Genomic DNA, 17,995 nt, shown 5'->3' with positions numbered 1-17,995 from the left:
CGAATGCCCGCATCCGGACGGATCCAAAGAAGACAGCACCCTCCAGCCCACAGCCGATCCGTCCGGATGCGGGCGGATGTACCGGCGCGGCCCCGCCCCACCCCCCGGCGGAAGGCGAAACGGCCCCCATACGCGCGGTAACCGCACTACGAACCCCCAACTCGGGGCACTATGACGGGGTGGCAGCCGCAAGGTCGCCCCAGGGCGCAACCGGATTCGATGGCGCCAGGGGCAGCAGCCGGAGTGGCGGATCGGGCCGGGTGACCGGGTCCGTCCGTGCGGTAGGCCGCGCCCTGCACTTCCCCGTGACGGGAACGGCACGCGGCATCCGCAAGGCGACCCACGCCCACGGAGCGGGCGAGTCGGGCCTCGGCAAGCTGATCGAGCTGCACGCGGTGAACGGCGCCGGGGACGTCATGATCACCGTAGCCCTCGCCTCCACCGTCTTCTTCTCCGTCCCCACCGACGAGGCCCGCGGCCGGGTCGCCCTCTACCTCGCCATCACCATGGCCCCCTTCACCCTCCTCGCCCCGGTGATCGGCCCCCTCCTCGACCGCCTCCCGCACGGCCGCCGCGCCGCGATGGCGGGCGCCATGCTCGCCCGCGCCTTCCTCGCCCTGCTGCTCTCCAGCGCGGTAGTGACCGGCGGCATCGAGCTGTACCCCGCCGCGCTCGGCGTACTGGTCGCCTCGAAGGCGTACGGAGTCGTACGAAGCGCCGTCGTCCCCCGCCTGCTGCCGCCCAAGTTCTCCCTGGTGAAAGCGAACTCCCGAGTCACCCTCGGGGGCCTCCTCGCCACCGGAGTGGCCGCGCCGATCGGTGCGGGGCTCCAGGCGCTCGGCCCCCGCTACCCGCTCTACGGCGCGTTCGTGATCTTCATCGCGGGGATGTTCCTGTCCTTCTCCCTGCCGCCCAAGGTCGACTCGGCCAAGGGCGAGGACAAGGCGCTGCTGGCGGCGGACGAGGAGCACCTGCACGGGCCGCATGTGATCAAGAAGGCGCTGCGCCGCCCCGGGCTGCGCACCGTCGGTACGGCCGTCACGCACGCGCTCGCCGCCAACGCCGCCCTGCGCTGCCTTTCCGGCTTCCTGATCTTCTTCCTGGCCTTCCTGCTGCGCGAGCACCCGCTCACCGGCGAGAGCGCGGCGGTCTCGCTGGGGATAGTGGGCGTCTCCGCGGGCGCGGGCAACGCGCTCGGCACGGCGGTCGGAGCATGGCTGAAATCACGCGCGCCGGAGATCATCATCGTGACGGTCGTCGCGTTCGTGCTGGCCGCCGCGATCACGGCGGCGATCTTCTTCGGCGCGTTCCTGGTGGCGTGCCTCGCCGCGATCGCCGGGTTCGCGCAGGCGCTCGCCAAGCTGTCACTGGACGCGCTGATCCAGCGGGACGTGCCGGAACTCGTCCGCACGTCCGCCTTCGCCCGCTCCGAGACGCTGCTGCAGGTGGCCTGGGTCATCGGCGGCGGCATCGGCATCGCGCTGCCGCTCAACGGCACACTCGGGCTGTCCGTGGCGTCCGCGATCGTCGCCGCGGGCTGGCTGACGACGGTGCGGGGGCTGCTGAGCGCGGCGCGGCACCCGGGGCCGGCCCGGCCGAAGGTGGCCTGAGCGCGCGACCACGCGGGCTGGCTGACGACGGTGCGGGGCCTGCTGAGCGCGGCGGCACCCGGGGCCGGCCCGGCCAAAGGTGGCCTGAGCGCGCGACCACGCGGGCTGGCTGACGACGGTGCGGGGCCTGCTGAGCGCGGCGCGGCACCCGGGACCGGCCCGGCCGAAGGTGGCCTGAGCGCGCGGCCAGGCGAGCGCCGCGTACGGCACGCCGTAGCACCCCACGTGGGGAGAGCGCTGGAGGTGCCCGATAGCCTTCGGCCATGACCTCCCTGCCCCGCGGCAGAGCCGCTAATGAGCACCGAGCTGCGCGCCGCCGTCGCGCCGTCGCCGTCGCCGGCGCCGTATCCGCCGGGCTTCTCGCCCTGTCCGCCTGTGACAAGCCGACGCCGCTGGCCACCATCACGGTCGGCAAGAACTCGGTGAGCTCCGAGACCGACTGCTACAACGACGGGAACGTGGTGAAGACCGCGGACCTGGCGAAGTGCCTGAAGTCCAAGGACATCAAGTCGATCAAGGTCGACCCCGACGAGACCGTGCGGTTCGGCGTGGACCCGAAGATCGCGGACAAGGGCTGGACGATCCTGATGAACGGTCAGCCGCTGACCGACTCGAGCAAGAAGACGTACCGCACGATTCCGGGCAGCGTGTTCTTCAACGCGCAGTACGGGGCGAGCGGTAACTCGACGCTCGTCTCCATCAAGGAGGGCGACAAGACGGTGTCGGGGCTGTGGTCGTTCAAGCTCAAGAAGGACGTCTGATCGCTGCTGCTGGGCTGCGGGTGCTGGTGGCCACCGCGGTGCCCGTCGAGCGGGACGCGGTGGCTGGGGCATTTGCTGCTCCGACCAGCGAGGTCCCGCTTCCCGGGAAGGTGACTCTGCGCACGCTGTCCCTGGCCCCCTCCGAAGCGGCCTCCGGAGCTGCAGGCTGTGCCCACCCTCCCCGACTCTCGGCTTCGCCCGAGCGGGGGGACTCCCATCGCCCTGCGGGACGCCTGCCCACAGCGGTCGACACCACGGCGGCAGCCGCCCCACCGGAGGCCACCACAGCCCAAGCGGTCACCACCCTCGACCTCCTCGCAGCCGGTGTGGGCCCCGCCCTCGCCGCTGCCTCCGCCGCCGCCGCGCTCACCGCGGCGGCTCTCGAGGGCGCCCCCTACGACCTCGTCGTGTCCGCCGGGATCGGCGGGGGTTTCCAGCCGGACGCCCCCGTGGGGTCGCTCGTCGTCGCCGACGAGATCACCGTGGCGGATCTGGGCGCGGACACCGCGGACGGCTTCGTGCCGGTCACCGCGCTCGGTTTCGGAACCGTCAGCCACCGTCCACCGGAATCACTCGTACGAGAGCTCGCGACGGCCACCGGTGGACGTACCGGCACGGTGCTCACCGTCTCCACGGTGACCGGCACCGCCGCCCGCGCCGCCGAGTTGCGTGCCCGGCACCCCCGGGCCCTCGCGGAGGCGATGGAGGGATTCGGGGTCGCCGAGGCGGCCGCCGCGCACGGCGTACCCGTGCTGGAGATCCGCGCGGTCTCCAACCCCGTCGGCCCGCGCGACCGCGCCGCCTGGCGCATCGGCGACGCTCTCGCCGCTCTCGCCGAGGCTTTCGGGAAGCTCGCACCCGTACTGGAGAGTTGGAACCCACATGGGAACCCACATGACCGCACTCGCTGAGCCCAACAAGCCCCTACAGATCGCTTACTCGCCCTGCCCGAACGACACGTTCGTCTTCGACGCCTGGGCGCACGGCCGGGTGCCGGGCGCGCCCGCGCTCGACGTCACCTTCGCGGACATCGACGTGACCAACGGCATGGCCGAGCGTGGCGAGTTCGATGTGCTGAAGGTGTCGTACGCCGTGCTGCCGTACGTGCTCGACGAGTACGCCCTGCTCCCCTGCGGAGGCGCGCTGGGGCGGGGCTGTGGGCCCCTCGTGCTCACCCGCGAGGCCGACGCCGACCTCACCGGCCGCACCGTCGCCGTGCCCAGCGAGAAGTCGACGGCGTACCTGCTCTTCCGGCTCTGGGCCGCGGACACGGTCCCCGGCGGCGTCGGCGAGATCGTGGTCATGCCGTTCCACGAGATCATGCCGGCCGTGCGGGACGGGAAGGTCGACGCGGGGCTCGTCATCCACGAGGCGCGTTTCACGTACCAGAACTACGGGCTGCACAAGCTCGCCGACATGGGCGAGCACTGGGAGAGCACGACGGGGCTGCCCATCCCGCTGGGCGCGATCATCGCCAAGCGGTCGCTGGGCGAGGAGCGGCTGAAGGCCCTGGCCGAGGCGACGCGCGCCTCGGTGCGCGCCGCCTGGGACGACCCGGAGGCCTCCCGCCCCTACGTCCTGGAACACGCCCAGGAGATGGACCCGAAGGTCGCCGACCAGCACATCGGGCTGTACGTCAACGAGTTCACGGCCGACCTCGGTGACGACGGCTACGCGGCGATCCGCGGCCTGCTCACCCGCGCGGCGGCCGAGGGACTGCTGCCGCCCCTCGGCCCGGACGCGCTCTCGTTTCCCTGACGGGGGCTATACGTCGAGCTGGTCGGCGACCGCTCGCAGCAGGCCCGCGATCTTGTGACCGGAGGCTTTGTCGGGGTAACGGCCCTTCTCCAGCATGGGCGTGATGTTCTCGAGGAGGGTCGTCAGGTCCTGGACGATGGAGGCCAGTTCGTCCGGCTTGCGGCGCTGGGCGGCCGCGACCGAGGGGGTCGGGTCCAGCAGGGTCACCGAGAGTGCCTGGTCGCCGCGCTGACCGGCGACGACGCCGAACTCCACGCGCTGGCCGGGCTTGAGAGCATCGACTCCGGCGGGCAGGACCGAGGAATGAACGAAGACGTCGCCGCCGTCGTCGCGGGAGAGAAAGCCGAAGCCCTTCTCGCTGTTGAACCATTTGACCTTGCCGGTAGGCACGTCTGTCCTCGTCCTCGTACTCGTCGGAAACTGCTCTGGTAACTGCTCGGGCTCCCGTTGCATGGGCAACTGCCCGTAAAACGGCTCTGGATAGCACTACAGCGGGTCGTGGGACCCGCCGGTACCAAGGCTAATGGTCCGGCGGCTGGTGACAAGACGTCGCTGGATTGTTCCTTCGCGCTGGGAACTACCCTGGTCGGGTGCGTGACAAAACCCAACCGAATTCCGCCGAAGCCGGTGACCGGCTGATCCGTGCCGGTGCCATCGTGTTCTTCGCAGGAGCCGTGGCCACTCTGGTCACTGTGGCACCGCTGCTTCTCGGCACCACTCCATTTCCCACCTACATGTTCGGCTTGAGCATGCTCATGGGTGTCGGATTCCTGTTGGCCGGAGCGGGGGTCTTCCGGTCGATCGCGGCGGGACGCCGTCAGGCCCGGGCGGCCTCGCGGTAGTCCCCGAGCCAGGCCGGGAACTCCGTCAGGTCGGCGAGGACCACATCCGCGCCCGCCGCGCGCAGCTCCGCCGCGTCGCACGGTCCGGTGGCCACGGCGACGGAGTACGCGTCCGCCGCGCGCGCGCCGCGTACGTCCCCGGTGTGGTCGCCGACGTACACGCTCGCGCCGTACTCGCGCAGTGCCTCCGCCTTCCGCTCGGCCCACAGGTTGCCGACGACCGCGTCCGCGTCGATGCCCAAATGCTGAAGATGCAGCTTGGCGTTGGGCTCCCACTTCGCGGTGACGACGACGGAGCGCCCGCCGGCCGCCCGCACGGCGGCGACGGCCTCCCGGGCGCCCGGCATCGCGAGCGTGCCGGTGATGGCGTGTGTGGGGTACATCTCACGGTAGAGGTCCGCGACGGCGGCGACCTCCTGGGCCGGGAACCAGTTGACGAGCTCATCCTCCAGCGGCGGCCCGAGCCGCGTGACCGCCAGATCGCAGTCGATGTGCGCCCCTGTCCGCGCGGAAAGTGCCTGATAGCAGGCGTGGATACCGGGGCGGGAGTCGATCAGGGTCATGTCGAGATCGAAGCCGACGGTCAGCGCGGGGGAGGTGGAGAGGGTCATATGCGCCATTGTGCAGGGGCGTCGTTTCAGGAAGGGCCGGTGCTCCGCGCTCAGCGTTGCCGCTGGGAGCGCCACACCAGGTACAGGGCGGAGGCCACGGCCGCGCCGCGGATGACCCAGGGCCAGGTCTCGGCGAGGGCGTCGTTCATGTGGCCCTCGGCGATGGAGGCGCCCCAGCGACCGTTCGTACGGCCCCACAGCCACACGATGCCGGCGGTGGCGGACAGGCCGGGCAGGACGAGGACCGCCCACTTCGACTCGGCGGGGGTCAGCCGGCGCGAGCCGTAGGCGATGAGCCAGCCGACGCCCAGGGCGAACCAGTTGCCGAGGACGGCACCGGCGACGAGGAGGGCGGCGGCGAGCAGGAGGAGCGGGTTGCGGTAGCCGCCGAGGCGGGGGAGGCGGCGGCGCGCGGGAGGCTCCACCGTTGCCTCCGGTGTCTGCTCCGGCACCGCTTCCTTGGCCGGCACCGCATCCTTGTCCGGCTTCTCCTCGGGCGGCGGTTTGAACAGCTCGGGGATCTCCACGCCTCCGACGAAGCCCGGCACGCTGTCGCCGAGCCCGAAGGGGCTGCTGTCCACGCGCCACCAGTCAGGCTGGGTCGCGCTGGCGCCCAGTTCCTGCGCGCTGGCGAGGTGCGGCGGGGACGGGGTGTCGGCGGGGTTCCCGGCAGGTTCCGCTTCCGCCGGGCGCGGCCTCGGGACGACGCGGCGCAGGCCTCTGGGGCGGCGCTCCGGTTCGGCGGCGCGCTGGGTGGGGACGGCGGCCCGGGTCTCCGTGCCGGGCCCGCGGGCGGTGCCGTCGCCCCGGCCGGCCGCCGCGACGATCTCGTCCGGGGTGCCCAGGCGGGCGAGGATACGGCGGACGGCGGCGGGGCTGTCGACGGTGGTCTTCGCTCGACGGCGGTCGATCTCGTTGCGCAGCTCCGACACCAGGCGCATGCGTGTCGCCGACGGCACCTGTCGCTGCTGGGCCAGGTCGCCGACCCGGCTCAGATAGTCGAAGACGAGCTGATCGCTCTCGATCCCCACGAAGTCCCCTCCGGGGCGCGCGCGTTGGATACCCCGAGGAGGACGGTACCGGGTCTTTCGCCCCCTACGCCCCTACCCTCCCCCACTCTCGGCTTCGCTCGAGCGGGGGGACCACCATCGTCCGGGGGCTCCGCCCCAGACCCCCTCGTCCCTGGGGCTCCGGCCCAGACCCCGTTCCTCAAACGCCGGAGGGGCTATCTCTGGTAGGGGCGGCGGGGGCGAAACACCGTAGGGCCCCCACCCGCTACCGTTGACAGGATGAGCACCGAGACCGCTCCGCGTTCCCTGGCGGAAGCCCTCCGCGCGCGGGACGACGCCTCACTGTCCGCCCTACTCCGCTCCCGCCCGGACCTGATCACCCCTGTCCCCACGGATCTCACGCAGCTCGCCACCCGCGCGGGCACCCGTGCGTCGGTCGTGCGCGCCCTGGAGCACCTGGACCGTTTCGCCCTGCAGACGGCGGAGGCCCTGGCCGTGGCGTCGGATCCGGCGACGTACGACGAGTTGCTCGGGCTGATGGCGGGCGACGACCGGGCCCCGGCGGTCACGGCGGCGTTCCCGCGCGCCCTCGAGACGCTCCGCGAGCAGGCCCTCGTCTGGGGCCCCGACGACCGACTGCGGCTCGTACGGACCGCGCGGGAGCTGCTCGCACCGTCGCCGCAGCACCCGTCGCCGACGGGCCTGGGCCCGACCGTCGCGGAGGCCACGGCGGGCATGTCGCCGGGCCGCATCCAGGAGATCGTGGCCGCGGCCGGCCTGCCGACCACCCATGACTCCGTGTCGGCGGTGGCGTCGCTCGCCGGTCTGTTCACGGACCGGGAGCGGATGTCGGCGCTCCTGGACGCCGCCCCCGCCGAGTCGGTGGAGGTGCTGTCCCGGCTGGTGTGGGGGCCGCCGTACGGCCAGGTGACGGCCGACCCGGCGCGCCATCTGCGCTGGCTGATCGACCGCGGGCTGCTGCTGCCGACGGCGCCCGGCACGGTCGTACTGCCCCGGGAGGTCGCCCTGCATCTGCGGGCGGGCCGCGCGCACCGGGCGGCGGAGCCGGTGCCGCCCGCCGTCGAGCCGGCGGCCACGCACCGTCCACAGGTTGTGGACGCCGCGGCGGCGGGCCAGGCGTACACGGCCCTCGCGACCATCGAGGAGCTGCTGAAGGACTGGCACGAGGGCGGTCCGGCGGTGCTGCGCGCGGGCGGCCTGAGCGTGCGGGACCTGAAGCGGACGGCGGTGGCGCTGGACGTGGCGGAGCCGGTGGCCGCGTTCTGGGTGGAACTCGCCTACGCGGCGGGCCTGTTGGCTTCCGACGCCGAGGCCGACGAGCGGTACGCGGCGACGCCCGCGTACGACGAGTGGCTGGAGCTGCCCTCGGCCGAGCGCTGGGCGCGGCTGGCCTCGGCGTGGCTGGCGGCGACACGGACGGCGGGTCTGGTCGGCGGCCGTGACGCCAAGGACCGCACGCTGTCGGCGCTGGGCCCCGGCCTGGACCGTTCCGCGTCCCCCGAGGTCCGTCACCGCGTCCTCACCCTCCTCGCCGCGCTCCCCGAGGGCGCCTCCCCCACGGCGGACTCCGTCCTCGCTCGCCTGCACTGGGAACGCCCCCTGCGCGGCCCCAAGGCCGCCACGGACGACCTGCGCACCCGGCTGGCCCGCTGGACCCTGTCGGAGGCGGAGATGCTGGGGATCACGGGCCGAGGGGCGCTCTCCGCGCAGGGGCGGGCGTTGCTGGGCTTCCCGCCGGCGAGCACGCAGGACCCCGGCTCCGCCGGCCCCGGCGACAAGCTCCCCGTCCACAGGCGCCACCACCCCCTCCCTGCCGTCACTCACTCCTCCCCCGCCGAACGGGCCGCCGCCGCCACCCGCGCCGCGCGGCTGCTCGCCCCCCTCCTCCCGGAGCCGCTGGACCACGTCCTGCTCCAGGCGGACCTGACCGCGGTCGCGCCGGGCCCCCTGGAGCGGCCCCTGGCCGACACGCTCGGCGTGCTCGCGGACGTGGAGTCGAAGGGCGGCGCGACGGTCTACCGCTTCACACCGGGGTCGGTACGCCGGGCGCTCGACGCGGGCCGCTCGGCGTCGGACCTGCACGCGTTCCTCGCGGCCCACTCCCGCACACCGGTCCCGCAGCCGCTCGCGTATCTGATCGACGACGTGGCACGCAGGCACGGCCATCTGCGGATCGGCGCGGCGTCGGCCTACGTCCGCTGCGACGACGACGCGATGCTCAGCGAGATCCTCGCCGACAAGCGCTCGCAGGGGCTCAGACTGCGGCGCCTGGCGCCGACGGTGCTGGCGGCGCAGGCCGACCCGGCGGCCCTCCTCGACGGCCTGCGGTCCATGGGTTTCGCGCCCGCCGCCGAGTCCGCGGAGGGCGACGTACTGATCACCCGCGCACACGCCCACCGCACCCCGCCGCGCACCGCCCCCGAGCCCGTCCCGGACGGCCCCCCGGTGCCCGACGCCACCCTGCTCGGCGCCGCGATCCGCGCGATCCGGGCCGGCGACCTGGCCTCCACCACCCCCCGCAAGCCGGTCCCGGACGCCGACCGTCCGGGCAACGGCGAGCTACCCCGCACCAGCTCCGCCGAGACCCTCGCCACCATGCAGGCCGCCGTCCTCACCGGCGAGGCCCTGTGGATCGGCTACGTCAACGCCGAAGGGGCCGCCAGCCAGCGCGTCATCGCCCCGATCCGCGTCGAGGGCGGCTTCGTCACGGCGTACGACCACACGGCGGAGGAGGTCCGCACCTACCCGCTGCACCGCGTGACGGGGGTGGCGGAGCTGGCGGAGGACCAGGCCTGAGCACGCGTCGCGCGGTCGCGGGGCCGGCGAACGACCAGCCATGATCACCGGTCTGTGAGGCACACTGGACGTTTGGCCGAGCATCCGCGCGAGGGTGCCGCCGTGCAGAAAGGGACGCGCGTGAACGGACCTCTCATCGTCCAGAGCGACAAGACGCTGCTGCTCGAAGTCGACCACGAGCTGGCCGACGCCTGCCGTCGCGCCATCGCACCCTTCGCGGAGCTGGAGCGGGCACCCGAGCACATCCACACGTACCGGCTGACGCCGCTGGGGCTGTGGAACGCGCGGGCCGCCGGGCACGACGCCGAGCAGGTCGTGGACGCGCTCGTGGAGTTCAGCCGGTATCCGGTGCCGCACGCGCTGCTCGTGGACATCGCCGAGACGATGGACCGGTACGGGCGGCTCACACTGAGCAAGCACCCCGCGCACGGGCTGGTGCTCACCAGCACCGACCGGCCCGTCCTCGAGGAGGTCCTGCGCTCCAAGCGGATCGCGCCGCTCGTCGGCGCCCGGATCGACCCGGACACCGTAGCCGTGCACCCCTCCGAGCGCGGGCAGATCAAGCAGACGCTGCTGAAGCTGGGCTGGCCGGCCGAGGACCTCGCCGGGTACGTCGACGGGGAGGCGCACGCCATCGAGCTGGCCGAGGACGGGTGGGCGCTCAGGCCCTACCAGAAGCAGGCCGTGGAGAACTTCTGGCACGGCGGGTCCGGCGTCGTCGTGCTGCCCTGCGGGGCCGGCAAGACGCTCGTCGGCGCCGGGGCGATGGCGCAGGCCAAGGCCACCACGCTCATCCTCGTCACCAACACCGTCTCCGCGCGGCAGTGGAAGCACGAGCTGGTGAAGCGGACGTCGCTGACCGAGGACGAGATCGGCGAGTACAGCGGGACGAGGAAGGAGATCCGGCCCGTCACGATCGCCACCTACCAGGTGCTGACGACCAGGCGGAAGGGCGTCTACCCGCACCTCGAGCTCTTCGATTCCCGGGACTGGGGGCTCATCCTCTACGACGAGGTGCATCTGCTGCCCGCGCCCGTCTTCAAGTTCACGGCCGATCTGCAGGCCCGGCGCCGGCTGGGGCTGACCGCCACCCTCGTGCGCGAGGACGGGCGCGAGTCGGACGTCTTCTCGCTGATCGGGCCCAAGCGGTTCGACGCGCCGTGGAAGGAGATCGAGGCGCAGGGGTACATCGCGCCCGCCGACTGTGTCGAGGTGCGCGTCAATCTCACCGACTCCGAGCGGCTCGCTTACGCCACCGCCGAGACCGAGGAGAAGTACCGGTTCTGCGCCACGACCGCGACCAAGCGGAAGGTGACGGAGGCGCTGGTACGGAAGTTCGCGGGGCAGCAGACCCTCGTCATCGGGCAGTACATCGACCAACTCGACGAGCTGGGCGAGCACTTGAACGCGCCCGTCATCAAGGGCGAGACGAGCAACGCGCAGCGGGAGAAGCTGTTCGACGCCTTCCGGGAGGGTGAGATCTCCGTCCTCGTGGTGTCCAAGGTGGCGAACTTCTCCATCGACCTCCCCGAAGCGACCGTCGCCATCCAGGTGTCGGGGACCTTCGGGTCGCGTCAGGAGGAGGCCCAGCGGCTGGGCCGGGTTCTGCGGCCGAAGGCCGACGGCCACAAGGCCCACTTCTACTCCGTCGTCGCCCGCGACACCATCGACCAGGACTTCGCCGCCCACCGGCAGCGGTTCCTGGCGGAGCAGGGGTACGCCTACCGGATCATGGACGCGGACGAGTTGCTGGCCGAGACGGACAGCTGAACCAGCAGCACCAGTCCCAGCAGGGGATACGGCGAGGCCAACGGCTGCTGCCACCAAGGGAGTCGCAGATCCAGGGCGCCCTGATGCGGGATCAGCCAGAGCGTACGGGCCGTGAAGACGGCGACGACGGCGACGGCCGGGCGCGGACCGTGTTCGGCGTACAGCACCGCGATCAGCGGAACGCACCACACCCAGTGGTGCGACCAGCTGATCGGGGAGATCAGGAGCGCGGTGAGGGCAGTGGTGAGGATGCCCCAGCGGTCGGCAACGGCCGGCGAGATGCCCTGACGGTCGGCGGTGCCCGGAAGGGCGCGCCGGTGGCGGTCGGCGGTGCCCGGAAGGGCGCGCCGGTGGCGGTCGGCGGTGCCCGGAAGGACGCGCCGGTGGCGGGCGGCGGTCGGCGAGAGGCACCGGTGATCGGCGGCGGTCGGCGAGACGTCCCTGTCGTCGGCGGTGCCCGGAGAGACACCCCCGGGCGAGACGCCCCCGCCGTCGGCGGTACCTGGCGAGACACCCCCGGGTGAGACGCCCCCGCCACCAACCGCGCCCGGCGAGACGCCGCCGCCACCGACCGTGACCGGCGAGACATCCCCGTCGCCAACCGCGCCCGGCGAGTCACCCCCGCCACCAACCACACCCGGCGAATCACCCCCGCCACCAACCGTGACCCGCCGGGCCAGCCAGAGGCCCGCGCATCCGACGGCCAGCGCGGGGAGGGCCCAGGCCAGGCCCGGTGACGGTTCACCGAGGGCGCGGGCGATCAGTCCCTGGAGCGACTGGTTGTCGACGATCCACGCCTTGCCGACGCGGTCGGTCTCGTACAGCCGCCGGGTCCAGAAGTCGACGCTGGCGGCGGGAAGGGCGAGGGCGCCCAGCAGCACGGTCCCCGCGCAGGCCGCCGTCGCCGCGCCCGCCTCCCGTCTGCGGCGCGTGAGCAGCAGGTACGCGATGAACAGGGCGGGAGTCAGTTTCACCCCGGCCGCGATGCCGAGCGCGATGCCCTTGCCCCGGGCGCCGGGAGGCCGCGTCAGGTCCCAGAGGATCAGACAGGCGACGGCGAGGTTGACCTGGCCGAAGAGGACGCTCTGGAAGACGGGCTCGAGCCACAGCGCGAGGGCGGTGGCGCCGCAGAGGGCGCAGAGGCGGGCCGGGAGTCCCGCGAGGCGGCAGGAGAGCCGGACGAGGACGGCCAGCAGGGCCACGTTCCCGGCGACGAAGGCCACCTTGAGGGCGGCCGGGGGGAGCCAGGCCGCCGTTACGAAGAGGAGCGCCGCGAAGGGCGGGTACGTGGCGGGCAGCTGCCACTCGGTGACGGTGAACCCGTAGAGGTCCGCGCCGTTGAGTACGGCCGCGCCCTCGGCCCGGTAGACCAGCGCGTCGGCCATGGGCGCGCGTGTGACGAAGCACAGGGTGCAGAAGGCGGCGACGGAGAGGGCGAGCAGCGGGAACAGGCTGAGCAGAGGGAACTTCGTGAACTGGGTGGCTTCAGTTGGCGACTTGACTTCATTGGGTGACTCTACGATCACGGTCCGTGGCGGAAACACGGGGTGACCCTAATGCCGGGGAACACCGCCCCGGCGTACGGCTCACCGCCGCAGTACGCCCGCTTCCTCTCCGTACTCGCCGAGGAGTACGACGTCCAGCGCCGCGTCGGCGAACACCTTGACGGCGCGCAGGGCGTCACCGAGGCGGTGGCGGTGATGGGAGGAGGTGACGCCGGTCGCGCCGTGGGGAGTGGGATGAACAGGACCAGGGTTAATGGTTGCTGCGCTCATATCTCCATGGTGGAACGCCGCGCCCCGGATGGCGTCGGTCTCCGGACCGAACCTCCGCGAGCCCCTCATACACCTGCGGGCCTCCCGCCGTACGCCTCACGACGGACCCCGACCCTTAGGGCCCCGGACGCGTGCCCCCGAGGTCGCGGAAAACCGTTCGCCCCCGCATCCCCTCGTCACCTACAATCTCCGCTCTTGCCTCCCTTCACGGAGTGCCGCCGCCCGGCCGGAAACCGGACGGCATCCAGGAATCACGCACGGATTCCGCATGGATTCAGCGCCTGAATCCGTCCCGCTGCAGGCCCCCGGAGGCAACCCCCGTGTCCACCGTGTCCGACGATCCGTCCGGCATCCAGTCCGACGACCCCCTCTCCCGCGAGCGGACCCACCTCGCCGATTCCCGTGCCGCCCTGCGCGCGATGCGTCAGGACGTGGAGAACCTCGACATCAGTGACGTCACCGCGAACTGGGTCAACGCGGCGGTGCTCCAGCACCAGATCGACGAGCGCATCAAGGCCCTCGCCGACCTCAGCCACACCCCGCTGTTCTTCGGGCGGCTCGACTATCTGCACGCTCCCGGCGCCGACAAGGCGGAGGGCGCGGAGGGTGAACGCTTCTACATCGGACGGCGGCATGTGCACGACGCCGATGGCGACCCGATGGTCATCGACTGGCGTGCGCCGGTGTCGCAGCCGTTCTACCGGGCGTCGAAGAAGGACCCGATGGACGTGGGGCTGCGCCGCCGCTTCGGGTACACGGGCGGCGACCTCACGGCGTACGAGGACGAGCACCTCTCCGACCCCACCGAGGCCGCGGCCACCAGCAAGCTGCTCCAGCAGGAGATCGAGCGCCCGCGTGTCGGCCCGATGCGCGACATCGTGGCGACCATCCAGCCCGAGCAGGACGAGATCGTACGGTCGGGACTCGCCGGCTCCGTGTGTGTGCAGGGCGGCCCCGGCACCGGGAAGACGGCCGTCGGCCTGCACCGGGTGGCGTATCTGCTGTACGCCCACCGGGAGCGGCTGGCCCGCACCGGCACACTCGTCATCGGACCGAACAGTTCCTTCCTGCATTACATCGAGCAAGTCCTCCCCGCTCTGGGCGAGTTGGAGGTCAAGCAGGCGACCGTGGACGATCTCGTCGCCCATGTCGAGGTGCGCGGGAGCGACGACGCGTCCGCCGCCGTCATCAAGGGCGACGCCCGCATGGCGCAAGTGCTGCGGCGGGCCGTCCGCTCGCACGTCACGCTGCCGACCGAGCCGGTCGTGGTCGTCCGGGGATCGCGGCGCTGGCGCGTAGCGGCGTACGAACTCCAGGAGATCGTGCGGGAGTTGCTGGACCGCGACATCCGGTACGGCGCCGCCCGTGCGGCCCTTCCGCAGCGGATCGCGCACGCCGTGCTGGTCCAGATGGAGCGCTCGGGCGAGGCGCCGGACGACCGGGTGCAGGACGCCGTGGCCCGCAACACCGCCGTGAAGGCGGCCGTCAAGGCGATCTGGCCGCCGGTCGACCCCGCGAAGCTCGTCCTGCGGCTGCTCTCCGACGCGGACTTCCTCGCCGACCACGCACAGGGGCTTCTCGACGAGGACGAGCAGAAGGAGATCCTCTGGCAGAAGCCGGTGCGGTCGGTGAAGTCCGCCACGTGGTCCGCCGCGGACGCCGTGTTGATCGACGAGGCCACCGATCTCGTCCAGCGCACGCACTCGCTCGGGCACGTCGTGCTCGACGAGGCGCAGGACCTCTCGCCCATGCAGTACCGGGCGGTCGGGCGGCGCTGCACGACCGGTTCGGCGACCGTGCTGGGGGACCTCGCGCAGGGCACCACGCCCTGGGCGACGCGGAGCTGGGACGAGGCGCTGCGCCACCTCGGCAAGGAGGAGGCCGTCGTCGAGGAGCTGACGGCGGGCTTCCGCGTGCCCACCGACGTCATCGCGTACGCGTCCCGGCTGCTGCCGTACATCGCGCCCGGTCTGACGCCGGTCGCGTCGGTGCGGGAGAACCCGGGCTTCTTCGAGGTGCGCGCCGGCGCCGATGTCGTGGGCGCGGCCCAGGAGTTGCTGCGCAACGAGGGGTCGACCGGGCTGATCGCCGCCGACGCCCGGATCCCCGTCCTCGCCGAGGCGCTGACGGCGGCCGGGCTGACGTACCTCGGACCGGGCGAGGAGACGACGGCCGAGACCCGCCTCACCCTCGTACCGGCCTCACTCGCCAAGGGCCTGGAGTACGACTACGTAGTCCTCGACGAGCCGCAGGCGGTCGTGGACGGCGAACCGGACGAGCGGACCGGTCTGCGCCGCCTGTACGTGGCGCTGACCCGAGCGGTCTCGGGCCTGATCGTGACCCACGCCGCTCCCCTTCCGCCCCAACTCGCCTAGTAGAGAAGCGACTTCAGCAGGGCATCCAGGAGGCCGGGGAACCGGACGCCGAGGTCGTCGCGGCGCAGCCGCACAAAGCGGTGGCGGCGGGCGGCGGGCGGCGGGCGGCAGGGCAGTCTGGCGATCAGCCTGTTCGGCGACCGGTGGTTCGTGCTGGCGGGGGCCGGACTGATGGTGCCGACGACCGGGGTGACGGCGGTCACGACCCGGGCCCGGAAGCCGGAAGGCCCCCGGCGCCGAGCACCGGAAGCCGGAAGGCCCCCGGCGCCGAGCACCGGGGGCCACCAACAGCCGTACAGGCGCGGCTACTTGAACTTGCGGCTGGTCGCCAGATAGACCTGCTTGGCGTTCTTGCCGAGGCGCGGCCCGGTGATGAACGTCTTGCGGTCACTGAGCGAGTTGTTGGAGACCAGATACGTCCGGCCGTTGTGTGTCATGAACCAGGGTCCGCCGGAGGCGCCGCCGTTCATCGTGCAGCCGATCATGAACTGGGCGGGCACGTTCCTCGCGAGCAGGAAGCGCTTGGTGGCGCCGCGGCAGTCGTACATCTTCGAGCCGTCGTACGGCGACTCGGCGGGGTAGCCGCGGACCTTCATGTTCTTGACCTTGTTGGCCGCCGGGGCGTTGAACCACACCGGCAGGGCCGAACCCAGCCGCTCCTGAAGGGACTTCTTGCCGCTCTCGGGCTTCACGTGCAGCACGGCGTAGTCGTACGCCGAGGCCGCGTTGCCCTGGTGGGAGCCGCCCTTGATCCACTGGGAGGAGGTGGTGGCCCAGTTCGCCCACCACACGCCGTACGGGGAGACGGACTTGGCGCGCGGGTCGGTGATCTGGTTGTTGCTCAGCTTCGCGCCGCTGTTGTACGAGGGCACGAAGGCGATGTTGCGGTACCAGCCGCCGCCCTTGCCCGCGTGGACGCAGTGGCCCGCGGTCCACACCATGTTGGACTTGCCCGGGTGCGCCGGGTCGGTGACGACCGCGGCGGAGCACACCATGGCGCCCTCGGGCGAGGAGAAGAACAGCTTGCCGACGGGGGCCGCGTAGTGGTGGTAGGTCGCCTTGACCTTGGTGGCGGCCTTCCGCTTCACCGTCCCGTCGGGCAGGTACGAGGTGGCGCCACTGCCCGATCCGGTGCTGGTGCTGCCCGCCTGGGCGACCGGGATGTCGGCCTTGGCCTCGGCCATCTTCTCCGGCGTCCAGAAGTCCTTGATGTACGGGTTGGCGAAGTCCTCGGCCTTCGACGCCCAGTCGCTGTAGTCCTTCCACCCCCCGTTCTTCCACTTCTCCAGGGCGGCGCCGCCGAGGTCGGTGGGGATGCCGGCGGGCAGCTTGTAGCCGCCGAGCGAGGTGGAGCCGTCGTCCTGGCCGGTGTCGACGTTCTTGTCGGCCTGGGCGGTGGACGACGAGGGCTGCGCGGCGGCCCCGTCGTCCTTCTGGCTGTCACAGGCCGTCGTCGTGACCAGGATGGCCGCGATCACGGCCGCGGCGGCCGCGAGCGAGCGGCTGCGTATGGATGGCATGGAGCCTTGTCCCCCTGTTGCTGCTGTGCTGCTGTTGCCGCACACGTGCGTGTTTGTCATGCCCCGGCTGATCGGGGCCTCACTAATATGCACGCGCTCGGTCGCACCGTGATCGCCGCGAGACTCTCAACACACAACAACTACCTGGCGGATATGGATCCGTGACATGCAGCCGGGCGCCCAGGGCCCGTCCGGCGGATCATGCCGCAGACGCGGGGGAGGGCACGCCCGTCCGCCGGGCAGGCCCTAGGCGTCCAGCGCGTCCCGCCACTCCCGGACGGCCTCGACCGACACCGGGCCGGTCCATCCGCCCGGGCGGGAGGCGCCGCCGATGTGGAAGGCGTCGATGCCCGCGGCGCGCAGGTGCGGTACGTGGTCGAGGCGCAGGCCGCCGCCGACCATGATCCGGGGCTCGTAGCCCGGCTCGCCGCGGCGGGCGGCCTCGGCGAGGAGGGTGGGCAGCCCGTCGTCGACGCCCGCGGCGGATCCCGCCGTCAGATAGGCGTCGAGGCCCGGCAGGTCCGCGAGCTGCTTGCGCAGGGCGTCGCGGTCGGCGGAGCGGTCGATCGCGCGGTGGAAGGTCCAGCGGCAGCCGTCCAGTTCGGCGACGATCCGTTCCACGGCGGTGAGGTCCGGGCCGCCGTGCTCGTCCAGGAAGCCGAGCACGAACTCGTCCGCTCCCGCGGTGCGCAGCTCGCCGGCGAGGCGTACGAGGGTGTCGACGTCTCCCGCCGCGAAGCCGTCCCGCAGCCGCAGCATCACGCGCAGGGAGATGTCCACGCAGGCGCGGATCGCGGTGAACGTCCGCACCTGCGGGGTGAGGCCGTCGGCGGCCATGTCGGTGACCAGCTCCAGGCGGTCCGCGCCTGCGGTCTGGGCGGCGATCGCGTCCTCCGCGTTGAGGGCGATCACCTCCAGGAGGGCGGTCTTGCGCTCGCTCATCGGACCTCTTCCCTTGGGCGGCTACAGGTCTAGTCCAATCTCAGGGTACGCGGGTGGGGGCGCCGCCGCGAGAAGATCCACCGGGGTCCGGGCGGGGCGGAGAGGTTTTCGCCGAGTTCGAGAGCCACTGAGACCAGTGGAGTGAGACCAGACGGCTGTTGCCGTCACCGCAGGCGAGGATGAAGTCGCCGGGGCGTACTTCTG

The 17,995-nt window shown here is 72.3% G+C and carries 16 protein-coding genes; 8 read left to right on the top strand and 8 right to left on the bottom strand.

What is annotated here, in order from left to right; translation table 11 throughout:
- Nucleotides 1–260: 260 nt before the first annotated feature.
- The 4 genes from AB0D27_RS42085 to AB0D27_RS42070 all read left to right on the top strand — a co-directional run bounded on the left by AB0D27_RS42085 (nucleotide 261) and on the right by AB0D27_RS42070 (nucleotide 4,129).
- Nucleotides 261–1,610 (top strand): MFS transporter, encoded by a 1,350-nt coding sequence (locus AB0D27_RS42085; protein ID WP_362520046.1) that lies wholly within the window; start codon nucleotides 261–263, stop codon nucleotides 1,608–1,610.
- A gap of 263 nt (nucleotides 1,611–1,873) precedes the next feature.
- Complete coding sequence (locus AB0D27_RS42080; RefSeq protein WP_362520043.1) at nucleotides 1,874–2,371, top strand: DUF2771 domain-containing protein; 498 nt, start codon at nucleotides 1,874–1,876, stop codon at nucleotides 2,369–2,371.
- Nucleotides 2,341–3,282: a futalosine hydrolase gene (locus AB0D27_RS42075; protein WP_362520041.1), complete on the top strand. Its 942-nt coding sequence runs from the start codon at nucleotides 2,341–2,343 to the stop codon at nucleotides 3,280–3,282. Before AB0D27_RS42080 ends, AB0D27_RS42075 begins: the two co-directional genes overlap by 31 nt.
- Nucleotides 3,266–4,129 carry a 1,4-dihydroxy-6-naphthoate synthase gene (locus tag AB0D27_RS42070; RefSeq protein WP_362520038.1) on the top strand — a complete coding sequence of 288 codons (864 nt, stop codon included), beginning with the start codon at nucleotides 3,266–3,268 and terminating at the stop codon, nucleotides 4,127–4,129. The genes AB0D27_RS42075 and AB0D27_RS42070 overlap by 17 nt, the downstream gene beginning before the upstream one ends.
- Nucleotides 4,130–4,135: 6 nt before the next feature.
- On the opposite strand, the gene AB0D27_RS42065 is transcribed toward AB0D27_RS42070, so the two are convergent.
- Nucleotides 4,136–4,519: a cold-shock protein gene (locus tag AB0D27_RS42065; RefSeq protein ID WP_362520035.1), complete on the bottom strand. Its 384-nt coding sequence runs from the start codon at nucleotides 4,517–4,519 to the stop codon at nucleotides 4,136–4,138.
- Between the two features lie 200 nt (nucleotides 4,520–4,719).
- Between AB0D27_RS42065 and AB0D27_RS42060 the strand changes: the two genes are divergently transcribed.
- Nucleotides 4,720–4,971 carry a hypothetical protein gene (locus AB0D27_RS42060; protein WP_362520032.1) on the top strand — a complete coding sequence of 84 codons (252 nt, stop codon included), beginning with the start codon at nucleotides 4,720–4,722 and terminating at the stop codon, nucleotides 4,969–4,971.
- Here AB0D27_RS42060 and AB0D27_RS42055 read toward each other — a convergent pair.
- Both AB0D27_RS42055 and AB0D27_RS42050 read right to left on the bottom strand, forming a co-directional pair.
- A complete protein-coding gene (locus AB0D27_RS42055; protein ID WP_362520029.1) occupies nucleotides 4,947–5,591 on the bottom strand; it encodes a haloacid dehalogenase-like hydrolase in 645 nt (214 codons plus the stop codon). The genes AB0D27_RS42060 and AB0D27_RS42055 overlap by 25 nt on opposite strands.
- A 41-nt stretch (nucleotides 5,592–5,632) precedes the next feature.
- A complete protein-coding gene (locus tag AB0D27_RS42050; RefSeq protein ID WP_362520026.1) occupies nucleotides 5,633–6,613 on the bottom strand; it encodes a hypothetical protein in 981 nt (326 codons plus the stop codon).
- A 258-nt stretch (nucleotides 6,614–6,871) separates the two neighbouring features.
- On the opposite strand from AB0D27_RS42050, the gene AB0D27_RS42045 reads away from it, so the two are divergent.
- Together AB0D27_RS42045 and AB0D27_RS42040 are read left to right on the top strand one after the other, a co-directional pair.
- Nucleotides 6,872–9,409 carry a helicase C-terminal domain-containing protein gene (locus AB0D27_RS42045; protein ID WP_362520023.1) on the top strand — a complete coding sequence of 846 codons (2,538 nt, stop codon included), beginning with the start codon at nucleotides 6,872–6,874 and terminating at the stop codon, nucleotides 9,407–9,409.
- Nucleotides 9,410–9,529: 120 nt separating this feature from the next.
- Complete coding sequence (locus tag AB0D27_RS42040) at nucleotides 9,530–11,179, top strand: DNA repair helicase XPB (RefSeq protein WP_362520021.1); 1,650 nt, start codon at nucleotides 9,530–9,532, stop codon at nucleotides 11,177–11,179.
- Here the strand turns inward: AB0D27_RS42040 and AB0D27_RS42035 are convergent.
- Nucleotides 11,131–12,705: a glycosyltransferase family 87 protein gene (locus tag AB0D27_RS42035; protein ID WP_362520018.1), complete on the bottom strand. Its 1,575-nt coding sequence runs from the start codon at nucleotides 12,703–12,705 to the stop codon at nucleotides 11,131–11,133. The genes AB0D27_RS42040 and AB0D27_RS42035 overlap by 49 nt on opposite strands.
- A gap of 60 nt (nucleotides 12,706–12,765) precedes the next feature.
- Nucleotides 12,766–12,954: a hypothetical protein gene (locus tag AB0D27_RS42030; protein ID WP_362520015.1), complete on the bottom strand. Its 189-nt coding sequence runs from the start codon at nucleotides 12,952–12,954 to the stop codon at nucleotides 12,766–12,768.
- A gap of 419 nt (nucleotides 12,955–13,373) precedes the next feature.
- On the opposite strand from AB0D27_RS42030, the gene AB0D27_RS42025 reads away from it, so the two are divergent.
- Entirely contained in the window at nucleotides 13,374–15,329 is a 1,956-nt protein-coding gene (locus AB0D27_RS42025; protein WP_362520048.1) for an ATP-binding domain-containing protein, read from the top strand.
- On the opposite strand, the gene AB0D27_RS42020 is transcribed toward AB0D27_RS42025, so the two are convergent.
- The 3 genes from AB0D27_RS42020 to AB0D27_RS42010 all read right to left on the bottom strand — a co-directional run bounded on the left by AB0D27_RS42020 (nucleotide 15,326) and on the right by AB0D27_RS42010 (nucleotide 17,791).
- Nucleotides 15,326–15,532, bottom strand: a complete 207-nt coding sequence (locus AB0D27_RS42020) for a hypothetical protein (protein WP_362520012.1) — start codon at nucleotides 15,530–15,532, stop codon at nucleotides 15,326–15,328. The two genes, AB0D27_RS42025 and AB0D27_RS42020, sit on opposite strands and share 4 nt — an antisense overlap.
- A gap of 102 nt (nucleotides 15,533–15,634) precedes the next feature.
- A complete protein-coding gene (locus AB0D27_RS42015) occupies nucleotides 15,635–16,849 on the bottom strand; it encodes a hypothetical protein (RefSeq protein WP_362520010.1) in 1,215 nt (404 codons plus the stop codon).
- Between the two features lie 246 nt (nucleotides 16,850–17,095).
- On the bottom strand, nucleotides 17,096–17,791 hold the full coding sequence (locus AB0D27_RS42010; protein ID WP_362520008.1) for a copper homeostasis protein CutC: 696 nt from the start codon (nucleotides 17,789–17,791) through the stop codon (nucleotides 17,096–17,098).
- Nucleotides 17,792–17,995: the final 204 nt, after the last annotated feature.

Source organism: Streptomyces sp. NPDC048415, from assembly GCF_040651675.1.
Classification (GTDB): domain Bacteria; phylum Actinomycetota; class Actinomycetes; order Streptomycetales; family Streptomycetaceae; genus Streptomyces.
Note: the sequence above shows the minus strand (reverse complement) of the source record. Positions and strands in the feature narration are given on the sequence as shown.